Origin of the sequence: Enterobacter cloacae complex sp. S3, assembly GCF_014930495.1 — a bacterium.
GTDB classification, from domain to species: Bacteria; Pseudomonadota; Gammaproteobacteria; order Enterobacterales; family Enterobacteriaceae; genus Enterobacter; species Enterobacter asburiae_B.
The window spans coordinates 16,429-42,222 of sequence record NZ_JADBRD010000020.1; the positions used below are offsets into that span (position 1 = coordinate 16,429).

A 25,794-nucleotide genomic window follows, 5' to 3' on the forward strand; every position below is an offset into this window, starting at 1 on the left:
ATCAATGTGGTGCTTTTTCGCTGTCGTCCGCGTCGAGAATTTCTTCTTCCGGGCGGATGACCGAGATCAGCTTGAAGATCAGGCTCAGGCCCACGCCGACGATGGTCGCCAGCGCCATGCCCTTCAGCTCGGCCGCACCAATGTGCACCTTCGCGCCGCTCACGCCGATGATCAGGATAACGGAGGTCAGGATCAGGTTTTGCGCCTTGCTGTAATCCACTTTGGATTCAATCAGCACGCGAATACCGGAGGCGCCGATCACGCCGTACAGCAGCAGAGAAACGCCGCCCATTACCGGCACCGGAATGATCTGAATCGCTGCCGCAAGTTTACCGACACAGGAGAGCAGAATGGCGATAATCGCCGCGCCGCCGATAACCCAGGTACTGTAGACGCGGGTAATCGCCATCACGCCGATGTTCTCACCGTAAGTGGTGTTTGGCGTCGAGCCGAAGAAACCGGAGATGATGGTGGAGAAACCGTTCGCAAACATGGAGCGGTGCAGACCCGGGTCGCGGATTAAATCGCGCTTAACGATGTTCGCCGTCACCACCAGGTGGCCGACGTGCTCCGCAATGACCACCAGCGCCGCAGGCAGAATGGTGAAAATAGCAAACCATTCAAAGCGCGGCGTATAGAAGGTTGGCAGCGCGAACCAGTGCGCCTGAGCAATCGGGGTGGTGTCCACCACGCCCATCGCAAAGGAGAGCGCATAGCCCGCCAGCACGCCGATCAGGATCGGGATAATCGCCATGAAGCCGCGGAACAGCACGGAGCCAAACACCGTCACGCCCAGGGTTACCAGCGAGATGATAATGGTTTTGGAATCCGGTGACTGGCCGTCAGCAGGCAGCAGACCGGCCATATTCGCCGCGACGCCCGCCAGCTCAAGACCGATGACCGCAACGATGGCGCCCATCGCCGCAGGCGGGAACATCACGTCCAGCCAGCCGGTACCGGCTTTCTTCACAATGAAGGACACCACGCAGAACAGGACGCCACACATGATAAAGCCGCCCAGCGCGACTTCATAACCCAGCGGCAGCAGCAGCAACACCGGCGAGATAAAGGCGAAGCTCGACCCGAGATACGCCGGGATTTTGCCTTTACAGATAAAGAGGTACAGCAGCGTACCGATGCCGTTGAACAGCAGCACGGTGGCCGGGTTAATGTGGAACAGGATTGGCACCAGCACGGTTGCGCCAAACATGGCGAACAGGTGCTGCAAACTAAGCGGGATAGTCTGTAAAAGCGGCGGTCTTTCACTCACCCCGATAGCACGGCGCGTCATAGTGTTTTCCTCTGTGTAGTATTGTTGGTGTTTTATTCAAAAAAAAGCCGACTATCAAAGTCGGCTTATTTATCGTTATTCGATTATTTCGTACCAAAGATCTTATCGCCGGCATCGCCGAGCCCCGGGATGATGTACCCGTGCTCGTTCAGGCCCTGGTCGATAGAGGCGGTATACAGCTCAACGTCCGGGTGCGCTTTTTCCAGCGCCGCGATCCCTTCCGGCGCCGCAACCAGTACCAGCACCTTAATGCTGTTACAGCCCGCGTTTTTCAGCAGGTCGATGGTGGCGATCATAGAGCCACCGGTCGCGAGCATTGGGTCAACCACCAGCGCCATACGCTCGTCGATGTTAGAGACCAGCTTCTGGAAGTAAGGAACCGGCTCAAGGGTTTCTTCGTTACGGTAGATACCCACCACGCTGATACGCGCGCTTGGCACGTGCTCCAGCACGCCTTCCATCATGCCGAGACCGGCACGCAGGATTGGCACCACGGTAATTTTCTTACCTTTGATCTGCTCAACCTGCACCGGGCCGTTCCAGCCTTCGATGGTGACTTTTTCTGTTTCCAGATCAGAGGTCGCTTCGTAAGTCAGCAGGCTGCCGACTTCAGATGCCAGTTCGCGAAAACGCTTCGTGCTGATGTCATGCTCACGCATCAGGCCCAACTTGTGTTTAACGAGTGGGTGTTTCACTTCCACAATCTTCATTCTCTTTCTCCTCTGAGGTGGCGTCCGCAAAAAAATCGCGGGATTATACCGCTTTTTTCGGATTAGGCCATACCCATGTTGCTTGACGTATATCAAGCAAAGTGATTTAGAGACAAAAAAACCGGAGGCGAGACTCCGGCTTGGGTGCGGGGTTCTGCCCGGTGGCACTGCGCTTACGCGGCCTACGTGTAGTGTAGGTCGGGTAAGCGTTAGCGCCACCCGACAATTACAGGTTCTCGCCGTTGCTCGCAATCACCTGCTTATACCAGTCGAACGATTTCTTTTTACTGCGGTTCAGCGTGCCGTTTCCATCATTGTCTTTATCCACAAAGATAAAGCCGTAGCGTTTTTTCATTTCGCCCGTGCCGGCAGACACCAGGTCGATGCAGCCCCACGGGGTGTAGCCCATCAGATCCACGCCATCTTCCACCACCGCTTTTTTCATCTCGCGGATATGGGCGGCCAGATAATCAATACGGTACTGGTCGTTCACCGTGCCGTCGCTCTCCTGCACGTCGATCGCGCCAAAGCCGTTCTCAACGATAAACAGCGGCAGCTGGTAGTGATCCCAGAACCAGTTCAGGGAGTAGCGCAGCCCGACCGGGTCAATCTGCCAGCCCCAGTCGGATTTCTGCACGTAGGGGTTAGAGACCAGGCTCTTGCTTTCGTCGTAATCCAGCTGCGGGTTGTCCGCCGTCGCCTTGGTGGCGAAGGACATGTAGTAGCTGAAGCCGATGTAATCGACGCAGCCCTGCTTCAGCGCGGCTTTATCTTCTTCGGTTATATCCAGCGCGAAGCCGCGACGTTCGAAGTAGTTGAGCAGGTGCTGCGGGTACCTGCCGCGCACGTGTACGTCGGTGAACCAGTAGCGGCGGTGCATGGCGTTCATCGCCATCATCATATCCTCCGGCGCACAGGTCAGCGGGTAGATAGGACACATGGCAATCATGCAGCCAATCTGCAGCGACGGGTTAATCTCGCGCCCCGCCTTCACCGCCAGGGCGCTGGCCACGAGCTCGTAGTGCGCCGCCTGGAACATCACCGGCTCACGGTCTTCACCCGGCGCGTACTTCAGCCCGGAGTTCGTAAACGGCGCAAAGTCTTCGTGGAAGTTAGCCTGGTTGTTGATCTCGTTGAAGGTCATCCAGTACTTCACCTTATGCTGGTAGCGCTGGAACACCACTTTTGCAAAACGAACGAAGAAGTCGATCAGCTTACGGTTGCGCCAGCCGCCGTATTCCGTAACCAGATGGAAAGGCATCTCGAAGTGAGACAGGGTGATAACCGGTTCGATGCCGTACTTCAGGCATTCGTCGAACAGATCGTCATAGAATTTCAGGCCAGCCTCGTTAGGCTCAAGCTCGTCACCTTTCGGGAAGATCCGCGTCCAGGCAATAGAGGTGCGGAAGCATTTGAACCCCATCTCGGCAAAGAGTCTGATGTCTTCTTTATAGCGGTGGTAGAAATCGATGGCTTCATGGTTAGGATAATTTTTCCCCTCCAGCACGCCGTTGGTGATTTCACGCGGCACGCCGTGCGCCCCCGCGGTCATCACATCGGCGACGCTCACGCCCTTGCCGCCCTCTTTCCAGCCGCCTTCCAGCTGGTGCGCCGCAACGGCCCCGCCCCACAGAAAATCTGCTTTAAATCCCGACATTCGCTTTCCCTCATTCTGCGTTATTTTCTGCAAAAACAATTACAGAAACCGGTTTCAGTTCGATGATGTGCAAAGGGAATAATCGTTGCAAGCAGTTCTCAGAAACCGGTTTCATTTTCGTGAACAGAGTCAAGTTTGGCTGCATTCACGAGGTACACAGAAAAAAAGATCCCCACGTCCAGAATAGGCTCGCAAACGTTTGCCTGGACTGTTAGAATTGCGCCGATTTTTCTTACTAGCTATGCAATCGCGTGGGGATTTAAGCCGTGACCAACAAAACTTCTCTCAGCTACAAAGATGCCGGTGTTGATATTGACGCAGGTAATGCGCTGGTTGACCGAATCAAAGGTGTGGTGAAAAAAACCCGCCGCCCGGAAGTGATGGGTGGTCTGGGTGGATTCGGCGCACTGTGCGCGCTGCCGCAAAAATATCGTGAACCTGTTCTGGTCTCGGGTACTGACGGTGTAGGCACCAAACTGCGCCTGGCGATGGATTTAAAACGTCACGACACGATCGGTATCGATCTGGTCGCGATGTGCGTGAATGACCTGGTGGTACAGGGCGCAGAGCCGCTGTTCTTCCTCGATTACTACGCAACCGGCAAACTGGATGTGGATACCGCTGCCAGCGTGATTAACGGTATCGCCGAAGGCTGCCTGCAGTCCGGCTGTGCGCTGGTCGGTGGTGAAACCGCAGAAATGCCGGGCATGTATCACGGCGAAGATTATGACGTCGCGGGCTTCTGCGTCGGCGTAGTAGAAAAATCAGAAATTATCGACGGCAGCAAAGTGGCCGATGGCGATGTGCTGATCGCGCTCGCCTCCAGCGGCCCGCACTCCAACGGCTACTCCCTGGTGCGTAAAATCCTCGAAGTGAGCGGCTGTGATCCGCTGACCACCGAGCTGGACGGTAAACCGCTGGCTGACCATCTGCTGGCGCCGACCCGCATCTACGTGAAAAACGTGCTTGAGCTTATCGAGAAGGTCGACGTTCACGCTATCGCTCACCTGACCGGCGGCGGCTTCTGGGAAAACATCCCGCGCGTCCTGCCGGATAACACCCAGGCGGTGATCGACGAATCCTCATGGCAGTGGCCGGCCGTGTTTAACTGGCTGCAGACCGCGGGCAACGTGAGCTCTCACGAAATGTACCGCACCTTTAACTGTGGTGTGGGCATGGTTATCGCCCTGCCGGCAAGCGAAGCGGATAAAGCGGTTAAACTGCTGACTGAAAAAGGTGAAAACGCGTGGAAAATCGGTACGATTAAAGCTTCCGATTCCGAACAGCGTGTGGTCATTGAATGAAAAACATCGTGGTGCTCATTTCCGGCAACGGAAGCAATTTGCAGGCCATCATAGACGCCTGCAAGCAGAAGAAAATCAATGGCACCATTCGGGCAGTTTTCAGCAACAAGGCCGACGCGTTCGGCCTTGAGCGCGCGCGGGAAGCGAACATTCCCGCGCACGCGCTGGAAGCCAGCCAGTTCGCCGGGCGTGAAGCCTTTGACCGCGAGCTGGTGCATGAGATTGATGCCTACGCGCCGGACGTGGTCGTGCTGGCGGGCTATATGCGTATTCTGAGCCCGGCCTTCGTCGAACACTTCGCCGGTCGTCTGCTGAATATCCACCCTTCCCTGCTGCCGAAATATCCCGGCCTGCATACCCATCGTCAGGTTCTGGAAAACGGCGATGAGGAGCACGGTACCTCCGTGCATTTCGTTACCGACGAGCTGGACGGCGGTCCGGTTATCCTGCAGGCCAAAGTTCCGGTCTTTGACGGCGACAGCGAAGAAGACGTGACGGAACGCGTGCAGACCCAGGAACACGCCATTTACCCGCTGGTGGTCAGCTGGTTTGTCGACGGGCGTCTCGAGATGCGCGACGGCGCAGCCTGGCTGGACGGCGTGAAGTTACCCCCGCAGGGTTATGCGGCCGAAGAGTAGTTTGTTACGTCGGGTGGCGCTGCTGCGCTTACCCGACCTGTACATTGCATTACCCGATATTCCCTTCTCCAACCTTCTAAAATCCCCAACAAAAAAAATAACTGTCATACTTTTCTGGCACTGTTGGACATATCGTGGAAATGCTCGCCATAATAAGGACGAGACGGATTTACCACGTCCTGTGATTGAACTGGAGTGTGAGCTGTAATGGGTCAGGAAAAGTTATATATCGAGAAAGAGCTAAGCTGGTTAGCATTCAACGAACGTGTACTCCAGGAAGCGGCAGACAAAAGTAACCCGCTGATCGAGCGCATGCGTTTTTTGGGCATTTATTCCAACAACCTGGATGAGTTCTACAAGGTTCGCTTTGCCGAGCTGAAAAGACGCATCATCATCAGCGAAGAACAGGGCTTAAACTCGCACTCGCGGCATCTGCTGGGCAAAATCCAGTCCCGCGTGCTGAAAGCCGATCAGGAATTTGACGGCCTGTATAACGAACTGCTGCTGGAGATGGCGCGCAATCAAATCTTCCTGATTAACGAACGCCAGCTTTCCGTTAACCAACAAAACTGGCTGCGCCACTACTTCAAACACTATCTGCGCCAGCACATTACCCCGATTCTGATCAACCGCGAAACCGATCTGGTTCAGTTCCTGAAGGATGATTACACCTACCTGGCGGTGGAAATTATTCGCGGTGAATCTATCCGTTACGCGCTGCTGGAGATCCCGTCCGACAAGGTGCCGCGCTTTGTGAACCTGCCGCCGGAAACCCCGCGCAGACGCAAGCCGATGATCCTGCTGGATAACATCCTGCGCTACTGTCTGGACGACATATTCAAAGGCTTCTTCGATTACGATGCGTTAAACGCCTATTCGATGAAAATGACCCGTGACGCCGAATATGACCTGGTGCACGAGATGGAAGCCAGCCTGATGGAGCTGATGTCCTCCAGCCTGAAACAGCGCCTGACGGCCGAGCCGGTACGTTTTGTTTATCAGCGCGATATGCCGGACGCCATGGTGGAGATGCTGCGCGAGAAACTGACCATTTCGCGCTATGACTCCATCGTGCCGGGTGGTCGTTACCACAACTTTAAAGACTTTATTGGCTTCCCGAACGTCGGCAAAGCCAATCTGGTGAACAAGCCGCTGCCGCGCCTGCGCCATCTGTGGTTCGATAAATTCCGCAACGGATTCGACGCCATTCGCGAACGCGATGTGCTGCTCTACTATCCGTATCACACGTTTGAGCACGTGCTCGAACTGCTGCGTCAGGCCTCGTTCGATCCAAGCGTGCTGGCGATCAAAATCAACATCTACCGCGTGGCAAAAGATTCCCGCATCATCGACGCGATGATCCATGCGGCGCACAACGCCAAAAAGGTCACCGTGGTGGTTGAGCTGCAGGCGCGCTTCGACGAAGAGGCCAACATTCACTGGGCGCGCCGTCTGACGGAAGCCGGTGTGCACGTCATCTTCTCCGCGCCGGGTCTGAAAATTCACGCCAAGCTGTTCCTGATTTCCCGTAAAGAGGGCGACGATGTAGTGCGTTATGCCCACATCGGTACCGGGAACTTTAACGAGAAAACGGCGCGAATTTATACCGACTACTCGCTCTTAACCGCCGACGCCCGCATCACTAACGAAGTGCGCCGGGTCTTTAACTTTATCGAAAACCCGTACCGTCCGGTGAGCTTTGACTATCTGCTGGTCTCGCCGCAGAACTCGCGCCGCCTGCTGTACGATATGATCGATAAAGAGATCGCCAATGCCCAGAAAGGGCTGTCGTCCGGCATCACGCTGAAGCTTAACAACCTGGTCGACAAAGGGCTGGTGGACAGGCTGTACGCGGCATCCAGCTCCGGCGTGCCGGTTAACCTGCTGATCCGCGGCATGTGCTCGCTGATCCCGGAACTGGAAGGCATCAGCGACAATATTCGTGTGATCAGCATCGTTGACCGTTACCTGGAACACGATCGGATCTATATTTTTGATAATGCGGGTGATAAACAGGTCTATCTCTCTTCGGCAGACTGGATGACGCGCAATATTGACTACCGTATTGAAGTCGCGGCACCGCTGCTGGATCCGCGACTGAAGCAGCAGATCCTCGACATCATCGAGATTCTGTTCAGCGATACCGTGAAAGCACGCTATATCGACAAAGAACTCAGTAACCGCTATGTACCGCGCGGCAACCGCCGCAAAGTGCGGTCGCAACTGGCGATTTACGACTATATCAAATCACTCGAGCAACCCGATTAACCTATGCCGATAAATGATAAGACCCCACGCCCGCAGGAATTCGCCGCGGTCGACCTTGGCTCTAACAGTTTCCACATGGTCATCGCCCGTGAGGTGGATGGCGCGCTGCAGATCATCGGTCGTCTGAAGCAGCGCGTACACCTGGCGGATGGTCTTGATGAACGCAGCATGCTCAGCGAAGAGGCGATGGAGCGCGGGTTAAACTGCCTGTCGCTGTTTGCTGAACGCCTGCAGGGCTTCTCGCCCTCCAGCGTGTGCATCGTGGGTACCCACACCCTGCGCCAGGCCCTGAACGCCCCGGAGTTCCTCAAGCGGGCCGAAAAAGTGATCCCCTACCCGATTGAGATCATCTCCGGCAACGAGGAAGCGCGTCTGATTTTCATGGGCGTTGAGCACACCCAGCCGGAAAAAGGGCGCAAGCTGGTTATCGATATCGGCGGTGGCTCAACGGAGCTGGTGATCGGCGAAGACTTTGAGCCGCGCCTGGTGGAAAGCCGCCGAATGGGCTGCGTCAGCTTCGCGCAGATGTATTTCCCGGGCGGCACCATCACCCGCGAGAACTTCCAGCGCGCGCGTATGGCGGCTGTCCAGAAGCTGGAAAATCTGGCCTGGCAGTACCGTATTCAGGGCTGGAACGTGGCGCTGGGCGCGTCGGGCACCATCAAGGCGGCGCATGAAGTGCTGCTGGCGATGGGTGAAAAAGACGGGTTTATCACGCCCGAACGCCTGACGTTGCTGACCGAAGAAGTGCTGAAGCATAAAAGTTTTGACGCCTTAAGCCTGCCGGGTCTTTCCGACGAGCGTAAAGCGGTATTCGTGCCGGGGCTGGCTATTCTCTGCGGCGTGTTTGATGCCCTCGCCATAAAAGAGCTGCGTCTGTCGGACGGTGCGCTGCGTGAAGGCGTGCTGTATGAGATGGAAGGCCGCTTCCGCCATCAGGATATTCGCAGCCGCACCGCGCAAAGTCTCGCCAACCAGTACAACATCGACCGTGAACAGGCGAAGCGCGTGCTGGACACCACGGTGCAGATGTACGAACAGTGGCAGGAGCAGAATCCGAAGCTCGCGCACCCGCAGCTTGCCGCGCTGTTGAAATGGGCCGCGATGCTGCACGAGGTGGGGCTGAACATCAACCACAGCGGGATGCACCGCCATTCGGCCTATATTCTGCAAAACAGCGATCTGCCTGGCTTCAACCAGGAGCAGCAAACCATGATGGCGACCCTGGTGCGTTATCACCGCAAAGCCATCAAGCTTGACGACCTGCCGCGCTTTACGCTGTTCAAGAAAAAACAGTTCCTGCCGCTTATTCAGCTGCTGCGCCTGGGCGTGCTGCTCAATAACCAGCGTCAGGCCACCACCACGCCGCCCACGCTGAAGCTTAAAACCGACGACCATCACTGGACGCTGAGCTTCCCGCACGACTGGTTCAGCCAGAACGCGCTGGTCCTGCTGGATCTGGAAAAAGAGCAGCAGTACTGGGAAGCGGTCACCGGCTGGCTGCTCAAAATTGAAGAAGAGAGCGCCGACGTCGCCGCGTAACGGCTCAGGCGTCCGCGGTGGACGCCTCTGCTTCCAGCAGTGACTCAAGCGGTGCCGGTCTGCCAATCAGATAACCCTGCACATAATCGATGCCTAGCGCGTGAACCGCGCTACGTATCTCTTCGCTTTCGACATACTCCGCCACCACCAGCATCTTTTTCATACGCGCCAGATGGCAGATAGACGCCACAATCTGATAATCCAGGCTGTTGTTGACGATATTGCGAATAAAGCTGCCGTCAATCTTGAGAATATCCGCGTCCACGCTTTTCAGCCGCGCATAGCTCGCATAGCCGGTGCCAAAATCATCAATTGCAATACGTACCCCCATTTTCTGCAGCTGCCGGAGGATGTGTAGCGCCTGTTCCGCATTGCAAAAAGTGCTGCACTCCGTCACTTCAAAGATTAGCTGCCACGGCTCAATGGCGTATTTCACCAGCAGGCGATTCACCTCAAGCGGAAACTGCACCCGACACACGGTCGACGGGGCAAGATTAATGGCAAAGCGCTGGCCGGGCAGTCTTTCGCGATGCGCGGCGAGAAAGCGCAGGGTGTGCTCCAGCACCCATAAATCTACCCGCGAGGAGAGACCAAACTCCTGCGCGACGGGCAGGAACTGGTCGGGGGAGATCAATAGCCCGTTGATATCCGGCATCCGGAGCAGGACTTCGTGATAGCAATCGCCACGCATGCCGCGAACGGGTTGAACCAGCAGGGTGAATTCGTCGTTATCAAGCGCCTTTTGCAGGCGGCTCATCATCGCGACTTTATCCTTCAGGCTGCGCTGCAAATGGACGGCCCCACGCTGCTGAAGGTTTTCCGGATGGTTGGAGGAGAGCGACAGGTCGGCAACCACGCCCAGTTCGCCAAGCACCAGATAAAGATGGTTAACCGGGGACCGGACATAGCAATAGCTCACGCCCACCTGCGGCTGCAGCGGCATGCCGTCCCAGACAAAGCGGAACTGCTTGATATGCTCGTCCAGGGCTTCAATCCGCTGCTGGTGCGATTCCGCGTTGAGCCGTACCGCCAGGTCATACCCGGTCAGGTGATACACCAGCTCATTGGGCTGGAGAATGCCATTCACCCACTGCGCCAGCTGCTGCTTGTACTGAATCCGCAGCAACACACCGTAATTTCGGCCCAGAATTTCCAGCTCCGGAATGCGCAGCAGGCAGAGCGCCGACCACGGGTTTTTCGCCAGATCGCGCGACAGCGCCCGCAGATTAGGCATATGGACGACCGGGTCGAGCAGCGCCAGCCTGCGGGAGCGTTTGTTCGCCGCGCGCTGCCGGGTCGCCAGCATCGACATATAAATCACCACGAACGAGAAGACCAGGTAACTGGAAGAGGTGATCGCCAGCTGAATGTCATACCCCGGGTTCACCGGGATATAGCGGTAAAAATAGTGAATAGACACCAGCAGTATCGGCGTCCAGATAAGCGAAATCAGCTTATAGCCAAAACGCATCGCGCCCCAGAGCATCACCGGCATCAGCAGGGAAAGGGTGTAGTTGGTGGTGAAAATGGAGCTGTTCTCATTCATCGGAAGCAGCAGCAGCGAAAGCAGTCCGCCAAGCGCGATAGCCCACACCAACAACTCAACGACCGTCACCTTTTTGTCTATCTCGGAACGGATCTGCGAGAGAAGGCTTTTGATATAGCGCGGATGACGAAGCAGGCGGATCAGCAGATAGCTCAGCGGCACGCCCGTTAGCCCGCTGACCAGCAGCGTCTGATAGTTGATGAGCGTGCGAATATTGAGGGGATTTAATCCCGCAAGGCTCTGACGGCTCTCATACACACCTAAATACACCGCAAACTGGAACAGCACCAGAAATAGCGTCGCGGGGCAGAACGCCTGCCAGAAGATGCGCTGCGCCATCAGCCGCACGTCGCCGTACGCGGTCATATTCCGTCTGGGAGCAAACACCCGGTAGCCACCCCAGCTGAGCACTAAAGGGACGACAAAATGGAGGATCCCCGCGACGGTTTCAAACATCCCGACCGACGGGTAATAGCGGATAAACAGCGACAATACGATCCCGGGCAGCGCTTCCAGGCCAAAGAACATCATCAGCGAAAGCAAAAATGAGAGGGGTAAATAATAGAGTGCCGCAATGCCGTCGCCCAGCTGCGTGAATGTATTCGCGATGCTCAGCACGGGAAGTAAAACCACAGGCAAAATAAGCGGCAATGCCCACCAGCGGTTTTCATTTTTTTTCAGGAAAGCCAGAATGTTCATAGATGCCCGGTTAAACCCCTTTCGCTCCAGAGGGAAAATAAAGACAGGCATCCAACCTGACGTACGCGCCGCCCGGCAAGGTGAGGGGCGAACTGTATGGAGGAAGGATTTTAAATATCAGGGCCGGGAAGCCGTTGACTTAAATCAAACTACTTTACGCAAATAACTTTTTGCGGCGTTTTTTTGAAATTATTTTCTTCATATTATCAATATGGTAAATGCATTAATTAATTTCAATAACATTAATCAATGTAAACATTGACGGTTATTTACACACAGCAGAATTGACCCAGCCTTCCCGCTGTGCCTTAATATCCTTGTCGCCCAAAAGGGCTTATCCAGGAAAAACAGAGTGAGTCAGGTCATGCGTATGCGCAAACGACATCAATTTAATACCCGAATGACCCGCATCATACTGCTCATCAGCTTCCTGTTTTTCTTTGGCCGCTTCGTTTACTCTTCAATTGGCGCCTGGTACCACCATCAGGACAAAACCCAGTCGCAGCAATCCAGCCTGACCGTCGACACCACCGATCGCTAAACAGCCGCAGGATGTTGCACGAGCCGAATAATGGCCGCGATCCCTTTGCTGAGGATTTTATCCTGTCGCATTACCACCGCCAGCTGCCGCTGCAGCATGGGCGTAAGCGACATCACGCATAGCCCTTCGCGATCGGCATCCTGTTCGACCGCCATTCGCGGCACAATACTGTAGCCCAGCCCCGCGCGAACCATGCGTTTGATCGCCTCGATGCTGCCAAGCTGCATCACCGGTGCGATCGCTAGTCCATTAGCCGCAAACCAGCCATCGATCAGCGCCCGGGTACCGCTGCCTGATTCAAAGGCAATCAGCGGCTGAGCGTGCAGCGCCTCCGGGGTAAAATCCCTGAAAGCGTCCTGCTGCTCCCGCGACGCGATAAAAACAAACTCTTCGTCCATTACCGGCATGACGTCCAGCGCTCTGCCGCTCACCGGCAGCGTCACCAGCCCCATATCGAGCCGGTTCTCTTCGATGGCCCTGACGATGTCGAGGGTGTTGCCCGTCGTCACCCCCACGCTCAGGAGCGGATAGTCTCGACGCAGCTTCTCCAGCAGCGGCGGCAGAAGATGGATGCAGGCCGTTGCCCCCGTGCCAAGCGTAATGGTGCCGCTCACATCGTGGCTGAATGCGCTCACGGACCGGATGGCGTCATCCACCGCCAGCTGAATACGCTCCCCATGCGCCAGCAACGCCTGCCCGGCAGCCGTAGCCTTAATCCCTCGCCCGGTCCGCTCCACCAGCCGCGTTTGCAGAAACTGCTCCAGCTGACGTATTTGCAGGCTGACGGCGGGCTGGGAAATACCCAGCGCATCCGCTGCCGCTGAAAAGCTGCCGCGCTGGATCACCAGACGGAAGGTGGCGAGATAGCCCAGATTAAGCGTTGTCATTCAAAGTTTCTCTTATACCGCGCATAAGGTTGCTGCCCTGCCAGCACAATAGCGCGCGAGTTATGCTCAGGACAACTGCATAACGGAATGAAAAACAATGGAAACACCCGCCCTGCCACGCCGCCTCGCCCTCACGGCGGGATGTAATCAGCTTATCAACTGGGGGATCTCGTTTTATATGCCCGGCACCTTTGCGCTGGCGATTTCAGCCGACCGGGGATGGTCATCACCGCAGATTTACCTCGGCCTGACGCTGGCGATGCTGGTGATGGCGGCGGTTTCTCCGTTTGTCGCCCTCCTGCTGGCACGCTTTGGCGGTCAGAAGGTGGTGATGAGCGGCACGTTGCTGATCGCCGCAAGCTGCGCTGGGATGGCGTATACCCAGACGCTTTTTGGCTGGTACTGCGCCTGGCTGATCGGCGGCGTAGGGATGCGCCTGTCGCTGTACGACGCGCTGTTCGCCGCGCTGGTAAACCTCTACGGGCAGCAGGCGCGAAGAACAATCTCACGCGTCACGCTGGCGGGCGGGCTGGCCTCCGCCGTTTTCTGGCCGCTGGGCGATGCTCTGCTTCAGGTCATGAGCTGGCAGGAAGCGCTGCGCGTCTACGCGCTCTTCGGCCTGCTGAGCGCGATGCTGATTCGAACGCTTCCCCGGCAGCGGCTGACGGTGACGACAAAGGTCACCGCGCCGCCGCTGAACAACGAGCGGCGTAACGGCTGGCTTTATGCCGCCTTGATTGCCCTCATCACCTTTGTCTCTAACGGCACGTCCACCCATCTGCCGGAGTTTATTGCCCACTTCGGCCTGCCGGTCGCCATCGGCATGCTGTGGGGAGTCGGCCAGACGGGCGCCCGCTCGCTGGAAGTGCTGGCGGGTGCCCGCTTAACCCCCTTCAAACTGACGCTTTTTACCGCGCTCGCCATGCCGCTCTGCTTTCTTCTGGGGATGAGCAGCGCCCTGTTTATGTGGTGTGCGGCCGGGTTTGTGCTGGGCTACGGCGCCATCAACGGGCTGGTCACCATCGTAAAAGCCACCCTGCCGCTGGAGCTGTTTAGCACCGAAAGCTATGCCCGCCGCACGGGGATGCTGCTTATCCCCGGCCAGCTGATGGCGGCAGCCTCACCGTTTGCCTATGCGTGGCTGAATAAAACGCTGGGGATCGCAGGTGCAATGTGGGTATCAACGGGATTGACGCTGGTGATTGCCGGGCTGGCGATAGCGATTGTGCGTCGTCCTGGCAGGCAAACTGTATCGCACTGTATCCAGAGCGCCACGCTGACAAACGGGTACAAAACGCCGCCTCCGGCAAATATCTCCGATACATAAAAATGGTTTTCTTTCCCTGTCGTCATTCACAACCGATAAGGAGAGAACCCATGATTCGTCGCTATGCACTTTTCCCCCTGCTAGTCCTGGCCTCTGTAGCCCATGCCCGGACCATGCCGCTGGATAACCTGAGCGCCGCGGACGTTAACGGCCCCGCCGCCGTTGCGCCGCTGGCGCAGCCGCAGCCGCCCGCAAAGCTGATAGTCGATCCGCCGCTTGCCGGGCCGCTGAGCAAAGGCGCGGTGTTTATCCAGTACCGTGCCGAAAACCTGCGCATCGAGCCGGTATTCGGCCCGGAGGCGCTCAAGGTCACCCCGCGCATCGGTCACATTCACGTGGTGGTGGATGACGCGCCGTGGCACTGGGCTGACGCCAGCGGAGAGCCGGTGATCCTCGTGGGGCTACCCGCCGGTAAACACAAGGTGACGATTATTCTGGCCGACCCGACGCACAAGCCGCTCGACCACAAAACCGTTGAATTCACCGTCCCGCCCCACGCGACGGTCCACCACTTTTAAGGAGTCTGAAGATGAAAGCACTGTCTGTAGTGGCGGCAGGCCTGCTGGCGGTTTCCGCCAGCGCCTTTGCGCAGAGTAAAACCAGCGTCGTGCTGGTGCATGGCGCGTTTGCCGACGGCAGCAGCTGGAATAAGGTGATTACCCTGTTGCAGAAGCAGCACGCCGAGGTTATTGCCGTCCAGCTCCCGCTCACGTCGCTTAAGGATGACGTTGCGGCCACGCGGCGGGCCATCGCCCGCGCCGAGGGTGACGTGGTGCTGGTGGGCCACTCCTGGGGCGGCACCGTGATTAGCGAGGCGGGCAACGATGCGCGGGTAAAATCGCTGGTGTACGTGGCGGCGTTCGCGCCGGATTCCGGCCAGTCGACGGCGGATCTGGCAGGAAGCTATCCTGCCCCGCCGGGCAGCGCGGGCATTGCTAAAACGGCGGACGGCTATTTATACCTGCCGACAGAAGCCGTCAGAAATGACTTCGCGCCTGACGTGAAGCCAGACATTCAAAACACGATTGCAGCCACGCAGGGGCCAATTAAGGCCGAGGCGTTTGGTGAAAAGGTCGCCCACGCGGCGTGGCATGATAAACCGAGCTGGTATGTGGTCAGCAAGAATGACCGAATGATCAACCCCGATCTTGAACGGGCGATGGCGAAGACGATCCATGCAAAAACCGCCGAGGTGGCGGCAAGCCACGTGTCGATGGTGAGCCAGCCGCAGATCGTCGCCCGGACGATTGAGCAGGCGATAAGCGGTAATTAACCGGAGTGACTCATTCGATCTTCTGCACTTCCGTATCCACCGGCAGCAGCGCAGTGCCGTCATGCGCTGCTGGCGCCATAAAGGGAACCGGCCTGCCCGTCCGCCTGTCGACCAGCAGCGAGTGACGCTCGCCCTGCGCAAACAGATTTTGCTCTCCCCACTGACGCAGCGCCACGATCACCGGGAAAAGACGTTCGCCTTTGTCGGTCAGAACATATTCCTGATAAGCCGTGCCGTCCGATGCTCCCTGTAACGTCAGGATTTCTGCCTCAACCAGCTTGCGAAGCCGGTCAGAAAGGATGTTGCGCGCCACCCCAAGGCTGCGCTGAAAATCCCCGAAGCGCGTCATGCCGTCAAACGCATTACGCACAATAAGAAGCGACCAGCGATCCCCGAGCAGGTCAACGCTGCGGGCAACGGGACAATATTCCTCTTTTACCGTATTTCGGGACATCACCTGTTTTCCTCGCAAAGGCCACCCTATAACTAGTTGCATTTTAAAACTGCTTAGCCTAGCATTCAACCAGTTTCATTTTAAAACCAGGTTATCACAGACGAGGATTTTGAATATGTCACTGACGTCAGCCCTTCCTTCAGCCGACATGCCGCGCAGCATGGTCTGGCTGTTCGCCACCGCCAGCGGCCTAAGCGTGGCAAACGTCTATTACGCCCAGCCTTTGCTTGACGCGCTGGCGAACGATTTCGGCATCAGCCATGCGGCCGTGGGGGGCGTGGTGACCGCGACACAAATTGGCTGCGCGCTGGCTCTTTTGCTCCTCGTTCCTCTGGGTGACAAAGTGGATCGTCGACGACTCATGGCAGTACAGCTGATTGCTCTGGTGGTGGCGCTGGTTTCCGTCAGCATGGCACAGTCCTCTTCAGCGCTGCTTATCGGTATGCTTGCGACCGGTATGTTGGGCACGGCCATGACGCAGGGGCTGATCGCCTACGCCGCCAGCGCCGCGTCGCCCCATGAACAAGGACGCGTTGTCGGTGCGGCACAGGGCGGCGTGTTCACAGGTTTGCTGCTCGCTCGCGTCTTTGCCGGTGGCATCAGCGATATCGCGGGCTGGCGCGGGGTTTATCTTTGCGCTGCCGCGCTGATGCTCATGATTGCGTTACCTCTGTGGTGGCGACTCCCCGCCCTGCCAGCCGTCACTGCCACGATGAGCTACCCGCGCCTGATTGGCTCAATGCTCACGCTGCTGCGGCAGGAAAAAGTGCTGCAGATACGCGGCGTGCTGGCGCTGCTGATGTTTGCATCGTTCAACATTTTCTGGAGCGCGCTGGTGCTGCCGCTGAGCGCACCGCCGTTTAACTTTTCGCATACAGCGATTGGCGCGTTTGGACTGGCTGGCGCGGTGGGCGCGCTGGTGGCTGGCCGGGCAGGACGCTGGGCCGATCGGGGATATGCCCAACGCACCAGCGCGGCGGCGCTGAGTATCTTACTGTTAGCCTGGTGGCCCTTGTCGCTGATGGACCGTTCACTCGGGATCTTGCTTATCGGCATCATACTGCTCGATTTGGGCGGTCAGGCGCTGCACGTCACTAATCAGAGCATGATTTTCCGCACCCGTCCCGAGGCGCACAGCCGGCTGGTCGGGCTTTACATGCTGTTTTATGCCGTCGGCAGCGGGCTCGGCGCGCTCGGCACAACGATGACGTATGCCTGTGCCGGCTGGCCGGGCGTCTGCCTGCTTGGCGCCTCGGTCAGCCTGCTGGCGCTGGTGTTCTGGTGGCTAACCCGCGCTAGCCACCTCTGTCCGCGGGATAATCCCGATTAATCCACGCGTGGTCCTCTTCCCAGGTGAACATCCATTTGCGCACCGGGCCGGCCATCACGTTGAGGTAGTAGCTGTCATACCCGGCCATCGTCGCGACCGGGTGGTAGCCCTTCGGCACCATCACCACGTCACGGTTATAGACCGCCATACACTCATCCAGCGTTCTGTCATCGGTGTAGACGCGCTGCATGCAGAACCCCTGCTCCGGGTTGAGGCGATGGTAGTAGGTCTCCTCCAGATAGGTCTCCTGCGGCGGGTTATCCGTGTCGTGCTTGTGGCTCGGGTACGAGCTGGTGCAGCCTTCATTGGTCCACACCTCCACCACCAGCAGGCTGTCGGCGGGCCTGTCTTCCGGCAAAATATTATGCACGTAGCGCTGGTTATGACCTTTGCCGCGCGCTTCACCGTCGATATCCTGCGGGGCAATCAGCCGCGTCGGATACGTGCCTTTGCCCGGCGCGGCGCAGACCGCCAGCTCCAGCGTCGTCAGCGCCTTCACCTGCACCGACTCCTGCGAGGCGACGTACACCGCCCACGGTTTAATGCGCTCGAAGGGGCTCATCCGCTCGCCGATATCGTTAAACTGCGCGGAAGGGGTGCGGATGGAGGCGCGTCCGGCGACCAGCACCAGGCAGCGCTCTTCGCTGACGCCGGACAGCGTCAGCGTCTGCCCCTCCTGTAGCTCATACGCCTCAAAGCCGACGTAGCCCCACCCCGCGCTTTCCGGTGTAACACACTGGGTGCGCCCCTCCGCGTTCGGCTGTTGCCAGCGTGATAACAGACGTGACATGTTCCCTCCTCAAATCAGTCCGGCGTCGCGCGCCAGGCGGCTCAGGTTGTTATACCCCAGACGGGCGTAGGTCAGCGGATGGGCAATCGCCGGATCCTGCTCGGCCTCGACCACCAGCCAGCCGTGATAATCCTGCGCCTTCAGCAGCCGCATAATCGGTGGGTAATCGACGCAGCCGTCGCCCGGCACGGTAAACACGCCGCTCAGCACCGCATCGAGGAAGCTGGTTTTGCGGTTTTTGACGTCCGCCAGCACGTCGGCGCGCACGTCTTTGCAGTGAACGTGGTTGATGCGCGACACCCAGCGCTGCGCCACCGCCAGCGGATCGGCCCCGGCAAAGGTCAGATGGCCGGTATCCAGCAGCAGTCCGACCGCTTCCCCGGTGTGAGTCATCAGGTTGTCCACGTCCTCGGCAGACTCAATCACCGTGCCCATATGGTGATGGTAGGCAATCTGCACGCCCTGCTGCTGCGTATAGCGGGCAAATTCGGTGAGCTTCTCGCCGTACTCCTTCCAGCGTTCCTGCGGGAAGCGCGGGCGCAGATGCACCGGGGTCTGCTGCTCGCCGTGAATGCAGCCGCTCACTTCCGCAAACACCAGCACCTTCGCCCCCAGCTCGCGCAGCAGCATCAGGTGCGGCTGCACGGCGGCGATCTCCTCCTCCACGCTGCGCTCCAGCAGGCGGCCGGAGTACCAGCCTGAGACCAGCTGCAGGTCGTGACGCTGCAGGATGGGGCCAAGCAGGCGCGCTTCGCGCGGGAATTTATTGCCCAGCTCGAAGCCGGCAAAACCGGCCTCTTTCCCTTCGCTCAGACAGGTTTCCAGCGAGGTTTCCGCGCCGAGAGAAGGCAGATCGTCGTTCGTCCACGTCAGCGGGTTAATGCCTAATTGCACACTCATTGTCGTCTCCATTATGCGTGTCCGCGCTCGCGCCACCAGGCGATAAGCTGCAGGTAGTTGTCCCGGATGCGCGCCACCAGCTGCGCATCGTCAATATCGTGCTTCAGCCACGCGCGGGAGGCATCGCCAAACAGCGTGCGCCCCACGGCGAAGCCTTTCACTACCGTCTGCCCCGCTGCGGCTTTGAAGTCGGCGCGCAGCTGTTCCGCCGGAGCGTCCAGGCCGAGGATCACCACCCCGCGGCAGTGCGGGTCCCGGCGTTCGATAATCTCGCTCAGCGCCGTCCAGCCGTCGGCGGAGAGCGGCGGCAGCTTCCACCAGTCCGGGTAAATGCCGAGGTTGTAGAAGCGGGAGATGGCGCGCAGGTAGAGCTCGTCGCTGCGCGGCATGGTCGCAGGCAGGATCACCTCAAGCAGCAGCTCGTGCCCGGAACGGCAGCAGGCGTGGTACACCTCGGCGATTTTCTGCTCCTGCTCCAGGCGCAGGCCGTGGGCATCTTCCGGGTGGAAAAAGACCAGGCACTTCACCACGTGCTCCTGCGGCCAGCTGATAAGCTGGGTGCCGATGTTGCCGTGCTCCATCTCCAGCGGCCGGGAACCCGGCAGCTCGATGGGACGACCAATCCACCACCCTTCCCCGGTGATCGCGTTCAGCGCGTCCTGACCAAAGGTGCCGTCGCACAGAAGACCGGCTTTGCCTTCCAGCCCGGCGCGGCTCGCCGCCTCGCGGCTGGCCTGCAGGATCAGCTGCTTCAGCGCCGGAATGCGCTTAAGCGACGCGCCGCACTGCATCGCCATATCCTCAAGCTGGCTGCGGTGGTCGAAGGCCATCACGCACAGCTCCGGCCATTCGCGGCGGCGGGTGGTCACCCGGTGGAGATGGTTAAGACGCGGGTCGAGATCCGGGCGAGGCACGTTCGCGGCGCGGGAAAGATAGTCATCCAGCTCGATTTTGCTCGGCATCGCCGGGGCGCAGCCGTGGCGCGAAACCACCAGCGCGCCGCAGGCGTTAGCGTAGCGGCACGCCTGCTCCCAGCCCTCGTCGTTCAGGTAGCCGCGCAGCAGGCCGGACATAAACGCGTCCCCCGCCCCGAGGACGTTCAGCACCTCCACGCGCACGCCGGTCACCGTCAGGCCGTCGTCCAGCCGGGGCGGAATGGCGTCGGTATAGACCGAGCAGCCGAGCGCGCCGCGCTTGCAGACCAGCGCTGCGTCACTGACGGCACGCACCTGTCCCAGCGCCTGCAGGGTATCCGTGCTGCCGCCCGCAATGTGAAACTCCTCTTCGGTGCCGACAATGACGTCGAAGAGGTGCAGCACCTCCTGCAGCTCGCGGGTGACCTTCTCGGCGGCGATAAAACGCGTTTCGCCGTCGCCTAAGGAGGTTAGCCCCCACAGCACCGGACGATAGTCGATGTCCAGCACCGTGCGCACGCCGTGACGGCGGGCATAGCCCAGCGCCGTCAGCACCGCCTCGCGGGTCTGCGGATGAGAAAGGTGAGTCCCGGTGATGGCAAGACAACGTGCGGAGGCAATGTAGCTTTCGTCCACATCGCTGGCGGTAATCGCCATATCCGCGCAGTTATCGCGATAAAAAATCAGTGGAAAGGTGTCCCGGTCTTTAATGCCGAGGAGCACCAGCGCCGTAAGGCGTTGTTTATCGGTAATCAGATGGCTGGTATCGCAGCCCACCTGGTTGAGCTCTTCCCGCAGGAAGCGGCCCATATGTTCATCGCCGACGCGCGCCAGCATCGACGAACGTAAACCCTGACGCGCGGTGCCGTACGCCACGTTGCCCGACGACCCGCCGAGGTATTTGGCGAAGCTGGACGCGTCCTCCAGACGGGCACCAATCTGCTGACTGTAGAGGTCTACCGCCACGCGGCCCATGCATATCACATCAAACTGCTTTTCCACGTTGATACCTCATCAGACAATGTCGTTCACGTTCAGCCAGCGGCCTTCCCGGTGCGAGAGCGCAATCGCGTCCAGCACGCGCGACACCTTCCAGCCCTCTTCGAAGTCCGGCCACATCGGCGCGTCGGCGGCTATCCCGTCCACCAGGTCGCGCACCTCCACCGTTTTTTGATCGTTAAAGCCAATCCCGTGTCCCGCGCCCATGCAGAACGCGGCGTAGTCCGGGTGAGCGGGGCCGACGAGCAGCGTGCGGAACCCCTGGCGGTTCACCGGATCGTCATGCAGATAGAGCTTCAGCTCGGCCATGCGCTCCTGGGTGAAGCTGATGGCGCCTTTCGTTCCGGTGATGACGTAAGACAGCCCCATCTTACGGCCGCAGGCAACGCGGGAGGTTTCAATCACGCCCTGCGCCCCGCCCGCAAAACGCACCATCGCGTGGGCCTGATCCTCGTTTTCGACGGCAATCATCTCCGACGATCCGGCCTTCGCCGGGCGCGCCGGGACCACGATCTTCAGGTCGCCGCAGACCTGCTCGATCTCCCCGACCAGGTACTGCGCCATGTTGACGATATGCGCCGCGAGGTCGCCCAGCGCCCCCAGCCCGGCGGTCTCTTTAAAGCAGTGCCAGTGAATGGGCGAGAGCGGGTCGGCCATATAGTCTTCGTTGTGGGTGCCGTAGAAGTGGATCACCTCGCCAATCTCGCCGCGCGCGATAATCTCCTTCGCCAGCTGCGCCGTCGGGTTCTTCATGTAGTTGAACCCCACCAGCGTTTTCACCCCGGCCCGCTTCGCGGCGTCGACCATCTCGCGCGCGTCGTGGGCGTTAAGCGCCAGCGGCTTCTCCGAGTAGACGTGCTTGCCGTGGCGGATCGCCTCCAGCGCCATCTCCTTATGCAGGTGGTTGGGTGAACAAATATCCACCACGTCAATGGCCGGGTCGGCCACCAGCGCCCGCCAGTCCCCGGTGGAGCGGTTGAAGCCAAACGCCTGCGCGCGCGCTGCCGCCAGCTCCGGCGTGACTTCCGCCACCATCTCGCGCACCAGCCTGCCGCGCAGGTTGAATACCGTCGGGGCCTGGGCATAGGCGATAGCGTGCGCCTTGCCGATATACCCGGTGCCAATTAATCCAATACGAACCTCTTTCATCGTGATCCTCACAGTGCGCCGCGACGGCTTTTGGCATAGGTATCGAATGCCACCGCCAGAACGATAATTAATCCGGTGATAATCTGCTGGTAGTAGGCCGAGACGTTCATCAGCACCAGGCCGTTAATCAGAATGCCCATAATGATGGAGCCGATAATGGTGCCGCCGATGCGCCCGTAGCCGCCCATCAGCGAGGTGCCGCCGATCACCACCGAGGCGATGACGCGCAGCTCAAAGGAGATCCCGGCCACCGCCTCGGCGCTTCCCAGACGTGCGCTCAGGATGAAGCCCGCCAGCCCCGCCAGACAGCCAATCAGCACGTAGACGCTGACCAGCACGCGTTTGACGTTCACCCCCGCCAGTCGCGCCGCCTCCGGGTTGCCGCCGATGGCGTAGACAAAGCGGCCCCAGCGGGTTTTATGCAGCGCCAGATAGCCGCCGACGGCGACGATGGCGAAGATCCAGATAGGAATAGAGATGCCGAGCAGCTCCCCGCGTCCCCACCAGCGGTAGCCAGGGTCGAAACCGGCGATCGGCGCACCGTCGTTAATCACCAGCGTCAGGCCGCGCCAGATGGTCATCCCGCCGAGGGTGACGATGAACGGCGGCAGGCGCAGGCGGGTGACGCCCAGGCCGTGCAGGAAGCCAATCGCCGTGCCCATCGCCAGACAAATCCCCAGCCCAATCAGCCAGCTCATGCCGCCCCAGGCGTTCGGGTCGACGGTGGTGAAGTTGTCGCCCTTAATGACGTACGCCGCGGTCATGGCGCACACCGCGAGAATGGAGCCCACGGAGAGGTCGATCCCGGCGGTCAGAATGACGAAGGTCATCCCCACGGCCATGATCCCGTAGATGGACACTTCGGTCAGGATGTTGAAAATATTGCGTTCAGAGAAAAAGTTGCTGTTCTGCGACTGGAAGAAGATCAGCAGCAGGATCATGAAAATCAGCACCCCGAAGCGCTCGAAGAAGGCGATGGGATCGATGCGTCCGGCGCGTTTGACCGGGGCCTGCGTTTTAGAAATCATCTGCGTCATGAGAAACTCCGTTATGCCGCGTTCAGGGCGTTGTGGTTGATGGCCATCATCGTCATCAGCCGTTCTTCGTTGGCATCGTCGCCGTGGATCTCGCCGGTCACCCGGCCTTCGCTGAGGGTGATGATCCGGTCGGACACCGCCATCACTTCAGGCAGATCGGAGGAGATTACGATCACCGCCACGCCCTTTTTCGCCATGTCAAACAGCACCTGGTGCACTTCCGATTTGGTCCCCACGTCGATGCCGCGCGTCGGCTCATCGACGATCAGCACCCGCGGGTTGAGCGCCATGCAGCGCGCGAGGATCACTTTTTGCTGGTTGCCGCCGGAGAGCTTGCGCACCTCCTGCGCGCTGTTGACCATTTTGATCTGCAGCGCCTTGCGGTAGGACTCAATCAGATCGTCCTCTTTGCGGGTGTTCACGAACCAGCGCCACTGCAGCAGCGAGGAGAGGCTGGAGAGCGACAGGTTGTCGCGAATCGACAGCCCCAGCACCGCCCCCTCTTTTTTGCGGTCTTCCGGCACCAGCGCCACGCCCTGGTCGAGGGCATACAGCGGGTCGCGCGGCTGGTACGGCACGCCGTCCAGCTCAAAGCTCCCGGAGGTAAAGGCGTCTGCGCCAAACAGACAGCGGGCCACTTCGGTACGTCCCGCGCCCACCAGCCCGGCAATGCCCAGAACTTCCCCGGCATGGACGTGGAAGCTGATGTCGTGCAGGGCGATGCCGTGCGGATCCAGCGGCGGCTTTTCGCGGCTCAGCCCCTTCACCGCCAGGCGGACGGGTTTGTCTTCATGATGCGTTTCGCTGGCCGGACGGCGGTTAAAGGCCACGTCGCGCCCGACCATCAGGCGGATCAGCTGTTCGACGTTGGTCTCCGCCACCGCGCCGGTGCCGGTAAAGCGGCCGTCCTGGAAAACGGTGAAGCGATCGCATAGCTGGAAAACTTCGTGCAGACGGTGGGTAACGTAAATAATGCTCACGCCGCGGTTTTTAAGCTCCCGCACCACGCGGTGCAGGCTTTCCACCTCGCTGTCGCTCAGCGCGGCGGAAGGTTCGTCCATAATGATTAACCGGGCGTTGAGGGTCAGCGCCCGGGCGATCTCCACCATCTGCTGCTGGGCGACGCTCAGGCGGGCGACAGGCGTGGTCGGCGCAACGTTCAGCTGGAGGTAATCGAGAATGACCTGCGCCTCCTGGTTGACCGCCCTTTCGTCGACGATCAGGTTACGCCTGCGCGGCTCGCGACCGAGAAACATGTTTTCCGCGACGGTCATGTTGGGCAGCAGGTTGAATTCCTGATAGATGGTGATAATGCCCTTGTTCTGGCGCGCCACCGGGGAGTCGTCCACCGGCAGCGTTTCGCCGTTGAACCAGATATCCCCGCGCGTTTGCGGCTGCGCGCCCGCGAGCGCCTTCAGCAGCGTGGATTTTCCCGCCCCGTTTTCCCCCAGCAGGGCGTGAATTTCGCCGCTGCCAACGGTCAGCTGAGCGCTGCTCAGCGCCCAGACGCCGGAAAAGCTTTTTGCCAGGTCGGTCACTTTCAGTAAGGGTTGCGACATCAGTCTGCTCCTCCTCATGATGAGCCGCCAGAGGCGGCTCGGGACATATTAGTTACCGGCCTCACCGATACGCTCAGCCTGCTGCAGGTTCTCTTTGGTGATCAGCGTCGGCGGGTAGTCGGCCCCGGTGATGGCTTTCTTCTCGCGCACGTTGGCCACCAGCTGGCTCATCGCCGTCTGCACCGCAAAGCCCGGGCGCTGATCCGCCGTTACCGCCAGCCAGCCGTCGCGCACGCGGGCCAGCGCTTCCGGCACCGCATCAAACCCGGTCACGAGGATTTCGCCCGGCTTCACGCCCTGGCTCTGCAGCGCTTCAATCGCGCCCAGCGCCATATCGTCGTTGGCAGAGAGGATCACCTGCGGGCGCTTCGGCAGCGAAGGCAGAACGCTCTCAACGATGCGCATTCCTTCAGAACGCATCCAGTTGCCGGTCTGATCGGCGACGATCTTGTACTTATCCCCGCCCGCCTTCAGGCTGTCGCGGATCCCTTTGGTGCGTTCAATGTTGGAAGAGGAGCCCGGCTGACCGGTGAGGAGAATGATGTCCGCGCCGTCGGGGAATTTGGTTTTAACGAAGTCGCCAACCGCCTGGCCGCCCTTGTAGTTGTTGGCGCCAAAGTGCGGCACTTTCTTCTGGCTGTCGACGGAGCGGTCAAGAGTGACGATCGGCAGCTTTGCATCCTGAATTTCATCCACAGCGCTGGAGACCGCGTTGACGTCGTTCGGGGAGACGATAAAGCCCTGCGCCCCGCGGGTGATGGCGTTTTCCAGGTCAGCCACCTGCTTCGGCGAGCTGCCCTGCCCGTCCAGCACCTGAAGCTTCACGCCCATCTCTTTTGCGGCTTTCACCGCCGTGCGCTGCATGTGAACTTCAAACGGCATGGCCAGGTTTGGCGTACTGAAAACGATTTGCTCGTTTTCGGCGAGGGCGGCCCCGGACGTCATGGCGATGAGGGCGGCTACGATCAGTTTTTTCATT

22 protein-coding genes are annotated in these 25,794 nt (G+C 59.3%); 9 read left to right on the top strand and 13 right to left on the bottom strand.

Annotated features, from left to right (window positions below; all coding sequences use genetic code 11):
* Position 1: 1 nt before the first annotated feature.
* The 3 genes from uraA to IM317_RS12965 all read right to left on the bottom strand — a co-directional run bounded on the left by uraA (position 2) and on the right by IM317_RS12965 (position 3,658).
* Positions 2-1,291 carry a uracil permease gene (gene uraA / locus IM317_RS12955; RefSeq protein WP_029739962.1) on the bottom strand — a complete coding sequence of 430 codons (1,290 nt, stop codon included), beginning with the start codon at positions 1,289-1,291 and terminating at the stop codon, positions 2-4.
* Between the two features lie 83 nt (positions 1,292-1,374).
* Positions 1,375-2,001: a uracil phosphoribosyltransferase gene (gene upp, locus IM317_RS12960; RefSeq protein WP_023308769.1), complete on the bottom strand. Its 627-nt coding sequence runs from the start codon at positions 1,999-2,001 to the stop codon at positions 1,375-1,377.
* A gap of 226 nt (positions 2,002-2,227) precedes the next feature.
* Positions 2,228-3,658: a 6-phospho-beta-glucosidase gene (locus IM317_RS12965; protein WP_033146177.1), complete on the bottom strand. Its 1,431-nt coding sequence runs from the start codon at positions 3,656-3,658 to the stop codon at positions 2,228-2,230.
* A 266-nt stretch (positions 3,659-3,924) separates the two neighbouring features.
* Here IM317_RS12965 and purM point away from each other — a divergent pair, with 266 nt between their 5' ends.
* The 4 genes from purM to ppx all read left to right on the top strand — a co-directional run bounded on the left by purM (position 3,925) and on the right by ppx (position 9,410).
* The gene (gene purM / locus IM317_RS12970) at positions 3,925-4,962 is read left to right on the top strand and encodes a phosphoribosylformylglycinamidine cyclo-ligase (protein WP_033146178.1); all 1,038 of its coding nucleotides are present in this window, start codon (positions 3,925-3,927) and stop codon (positions 4,960-4,962) included.
* Positions 4,959-5,600, top strand: coding sequence for a phosphoribosylglycinamide formyltransferase (gene purN / locus IM317_RS12975; protein ID WP_023308771.1), 642 nt, complete (start codon positions 4,959-4,961; stop codon positions 5,598-5,600). Before purM ends, purN begins: the two co-directional genes overlap by 4 nt.
* Before the next feature lie 207 nt (positions 5,601-5,807).
* Positions 5,808-7,868, top strand: coding sequence for a polyphosphate kinase 1 (gene ppk1 / locus IM317_RS12980; protein ID WP_033146179.1), 2,061 nt, complete (start codon positions 5,808-5,810; stop codon positions 7,866-7,868).
* A 3-nt stretch (positions 7,869-7,871) separates the two neighbouring features.
* Positions 7,872-9,410 (top strand): exopolyphosphatase, encoded by a 1,539-nt coding sequence (ppx, locus tag IM317_RS12985; protein WP_023308773.1) that lies wholly within the window; start codon positions 7,872-7,874, stop codon positions 9,408-9,410.
* Positions 9,411-9,414: 4 nt separating this feature from the next.
* Here ppx and IM317_RS12990 read toward each other — a convergent pair whose 3' ends face one another.
* Positions 9,415-11,655, bottom strand: a complete 2,241-nt coding sequence (locus IM317_RS12990) for an EAL domain-containing protein (protein WP_033146180.1) — start codon at positions 11,653-11,655, stop codon at positions 9,415-9,417.
* A gap of 352 nt (positions 11,656-12,007) precedes the next feature.
* On the opposite strand from IM317_RS12990, the gene IM317_RS12995 reads away from it, so the two are divergent.
* Positions 12,008-12,196 (top strand): YfgG family protein, encoded by a 189-nt coding sequence (locus IM317_RS12995; protein WP_053087497.1) that lies wholly within the window; start codon positions 12,008-12,010, stop codon positions 12,194-12,196.
* Here IM317_RS12995 and IM317_RS13000 read toward each other — a convergent pair.
* Positions 12,193-13,083 (bottom strand): LysR family transcriptional regulator, encoded by an 891-nt coding sequence (locus IM317_RS13000; RefSeq protein WP_032659380.1) that lies wholly within the window; start codon positions 13,081-13,083, stop codon positions 12,193-12,195. The genes IM317_RS12995 and IM317_RS13000 overlap by 4 nt on opposite strands.
* A gap of 97 nt (positions 13,084-13,180) precedes the next feature.
* Here IM317_RS13000 and IM317_RS13005 point away from each other — a divergent pair, with 97 nt between their 5' ends.
* The 3 genes from IM317_RS13005 to IM317_RS13015 are packed head-to-tail and all read left to right on the top strand — an operon-like array spanning position 13,181 to position 15,683.
* On the top strand, positions 13,181-14,410 hold the full coding sequence (locus IM317_RS13005) for an MFS transporter (RefSeq protein WP_033146181.1): 1,230 nt from the start codon (positions 13,181-13,183) through the stop codon (positions 14,408-14,410).
* Positions 14,411-14,460: 50 nt separating this feature from the next.
* Entirely contained in the window at positions 14,461-14,928 is a 468-nt protein-coding gene (locus IM317_RS13010) for a DUF6130 family protein (RefSeq protein ID WP_033146182.1), read from the top strand.
* A gap of 11 nt (positions 14,929-14,939) precedes the next feature.
* A complete protein-coding gene (locus IM317_RS13015; protein WP_033146183.1) occupies positions 14,940-15,683 on the top strand; it encodes an alpha/beta fold hydrolase in 744 nt (247 codons plus the stop codon).
* 10 nt (positions 15,684-15,693) lie between these two features.
* On the opposite strand, the gene IM317_RS13020 is transcribed toward IM317_RS13015, so the two are convergent.
* Positions 15,694-16,137, bottom strand: a complete 444-nt coding sequence (locus IM317_RS13020) for a helix-turn-helix domain-containing protein (protein WP_023308780.1) — start codon at positions 16,135-16,137, stop codon at positions 15,694-15,696.
* Positions 16,138-16,252: 115 nt separating this feature from the next.
* Between IM317_RS13020 and IM317_RS13025 the strand changes: the two genes are divergently transcribed.
* Complete coding sequence (locus IM317_RS13025) at positions 16,253-17,467, top strand: MFS transporter (protein WP_033146184.1); 1,215 nt, start codon at positions 16,253-16,255, stop codon at positions 17,465-17,467.
* Here the strand turns inward: IM317_RS13025 and iolB are convergent.
* The 7 genes from iolB to IM317_RS13060 are packed head-to-tail and all read right to left on the bottom strand — an operon-like array spanning position 17,433 to position 25,793.
* Entirely contained in the window at positions 17,433-18,257 is an 825-nt protein-coding gene (gene iolB / locus IM317_RS13030; protein WP_033146185.1) for a 5-deoxy-glucuronate isomerase, read from the bottom strand. The two genes, IM317_RS13025 and iolB, sit on opposite strands and share 35 nt — an antisense overlap.
* Positions 18,258-18,266: 9 nt before the next feature.
* The gene (iolE, locus tag IM317_RS13035; RefSeq protein WP_033146186.1) at positions 18,267-19,157 is read right to left on the bottom strand and encodes a myo-inosose-2 dehydratase; all 891 of its coding nucleotides are present in this window, start codon (positions 19,155-19,157) and stop codon (positions 18,267-18,269) included.
* 11 nt (positions 19,158-19,168) lie between these two features.
* Entirely contained in the window at positions 19,169-21,073 is a 1,905-nt protein-coding gene (gene iolC / locus IM317_RS13040; protein ID WP_033146187.1) for a 5-dehydro-2-deoxygluconokinase, read from the bottom strand.
* 12 nt (positions 21,074-21,085) lie between these two features.
* Positions 21,086-22,219 carry a Gfo/Idh/MocA family protein gene (locus IM317_RS13045; protein WP_033146188.1) on the bottom strand — a complete coding sequence of 378 codons (1,134 nt, stop codon included), beginning with the start codon at positions 22,217-22,219 and terminating at the stop codon, positions 21,086-21,088.
* 8 nt (positions 22,220-22,227) lie between these two features.
* Positions 22,228-23,256, bottom strand: a complete 1,029-nt coding sequence (locus tag IM317_RS13050; protein WP_028014045.1) for an ABC transporter permease — start codon at positions 23,254-23,256, stop codon at positions 22,228-22,230.
* A gap of 11 nt (positions 23,257-23,267) precedes the next feature.
* The gene (locus tag IM317_RS13055) at positions 23,268-24,815 is read right to left on the bottom strand and encodes a sugar ABC transporter ATP-binding protein (RefSeq protein WP_033146189.1); all 1,548 of its coding nucleotides are present in this window, start codon (positions 24,813-24,815) and stop codon (positions 23,268-23,270) included.
* Positions 24,816-24,863: 48 nt separating this feature from the next.
* Positions 24,864-25,793: a substrate-binding domain-containing protein gene (locus tag IM317_RS13060; RefSeq protein WP_033146190.1), complete on the bottom strand. Its 930-nt coding sequence runs from the start codon at positions 25,791-25,793 to the stop codon at positions 24,864-24,866.
* Between the last annotated feature and the right edge of the window lies 1 nt (position 25,794).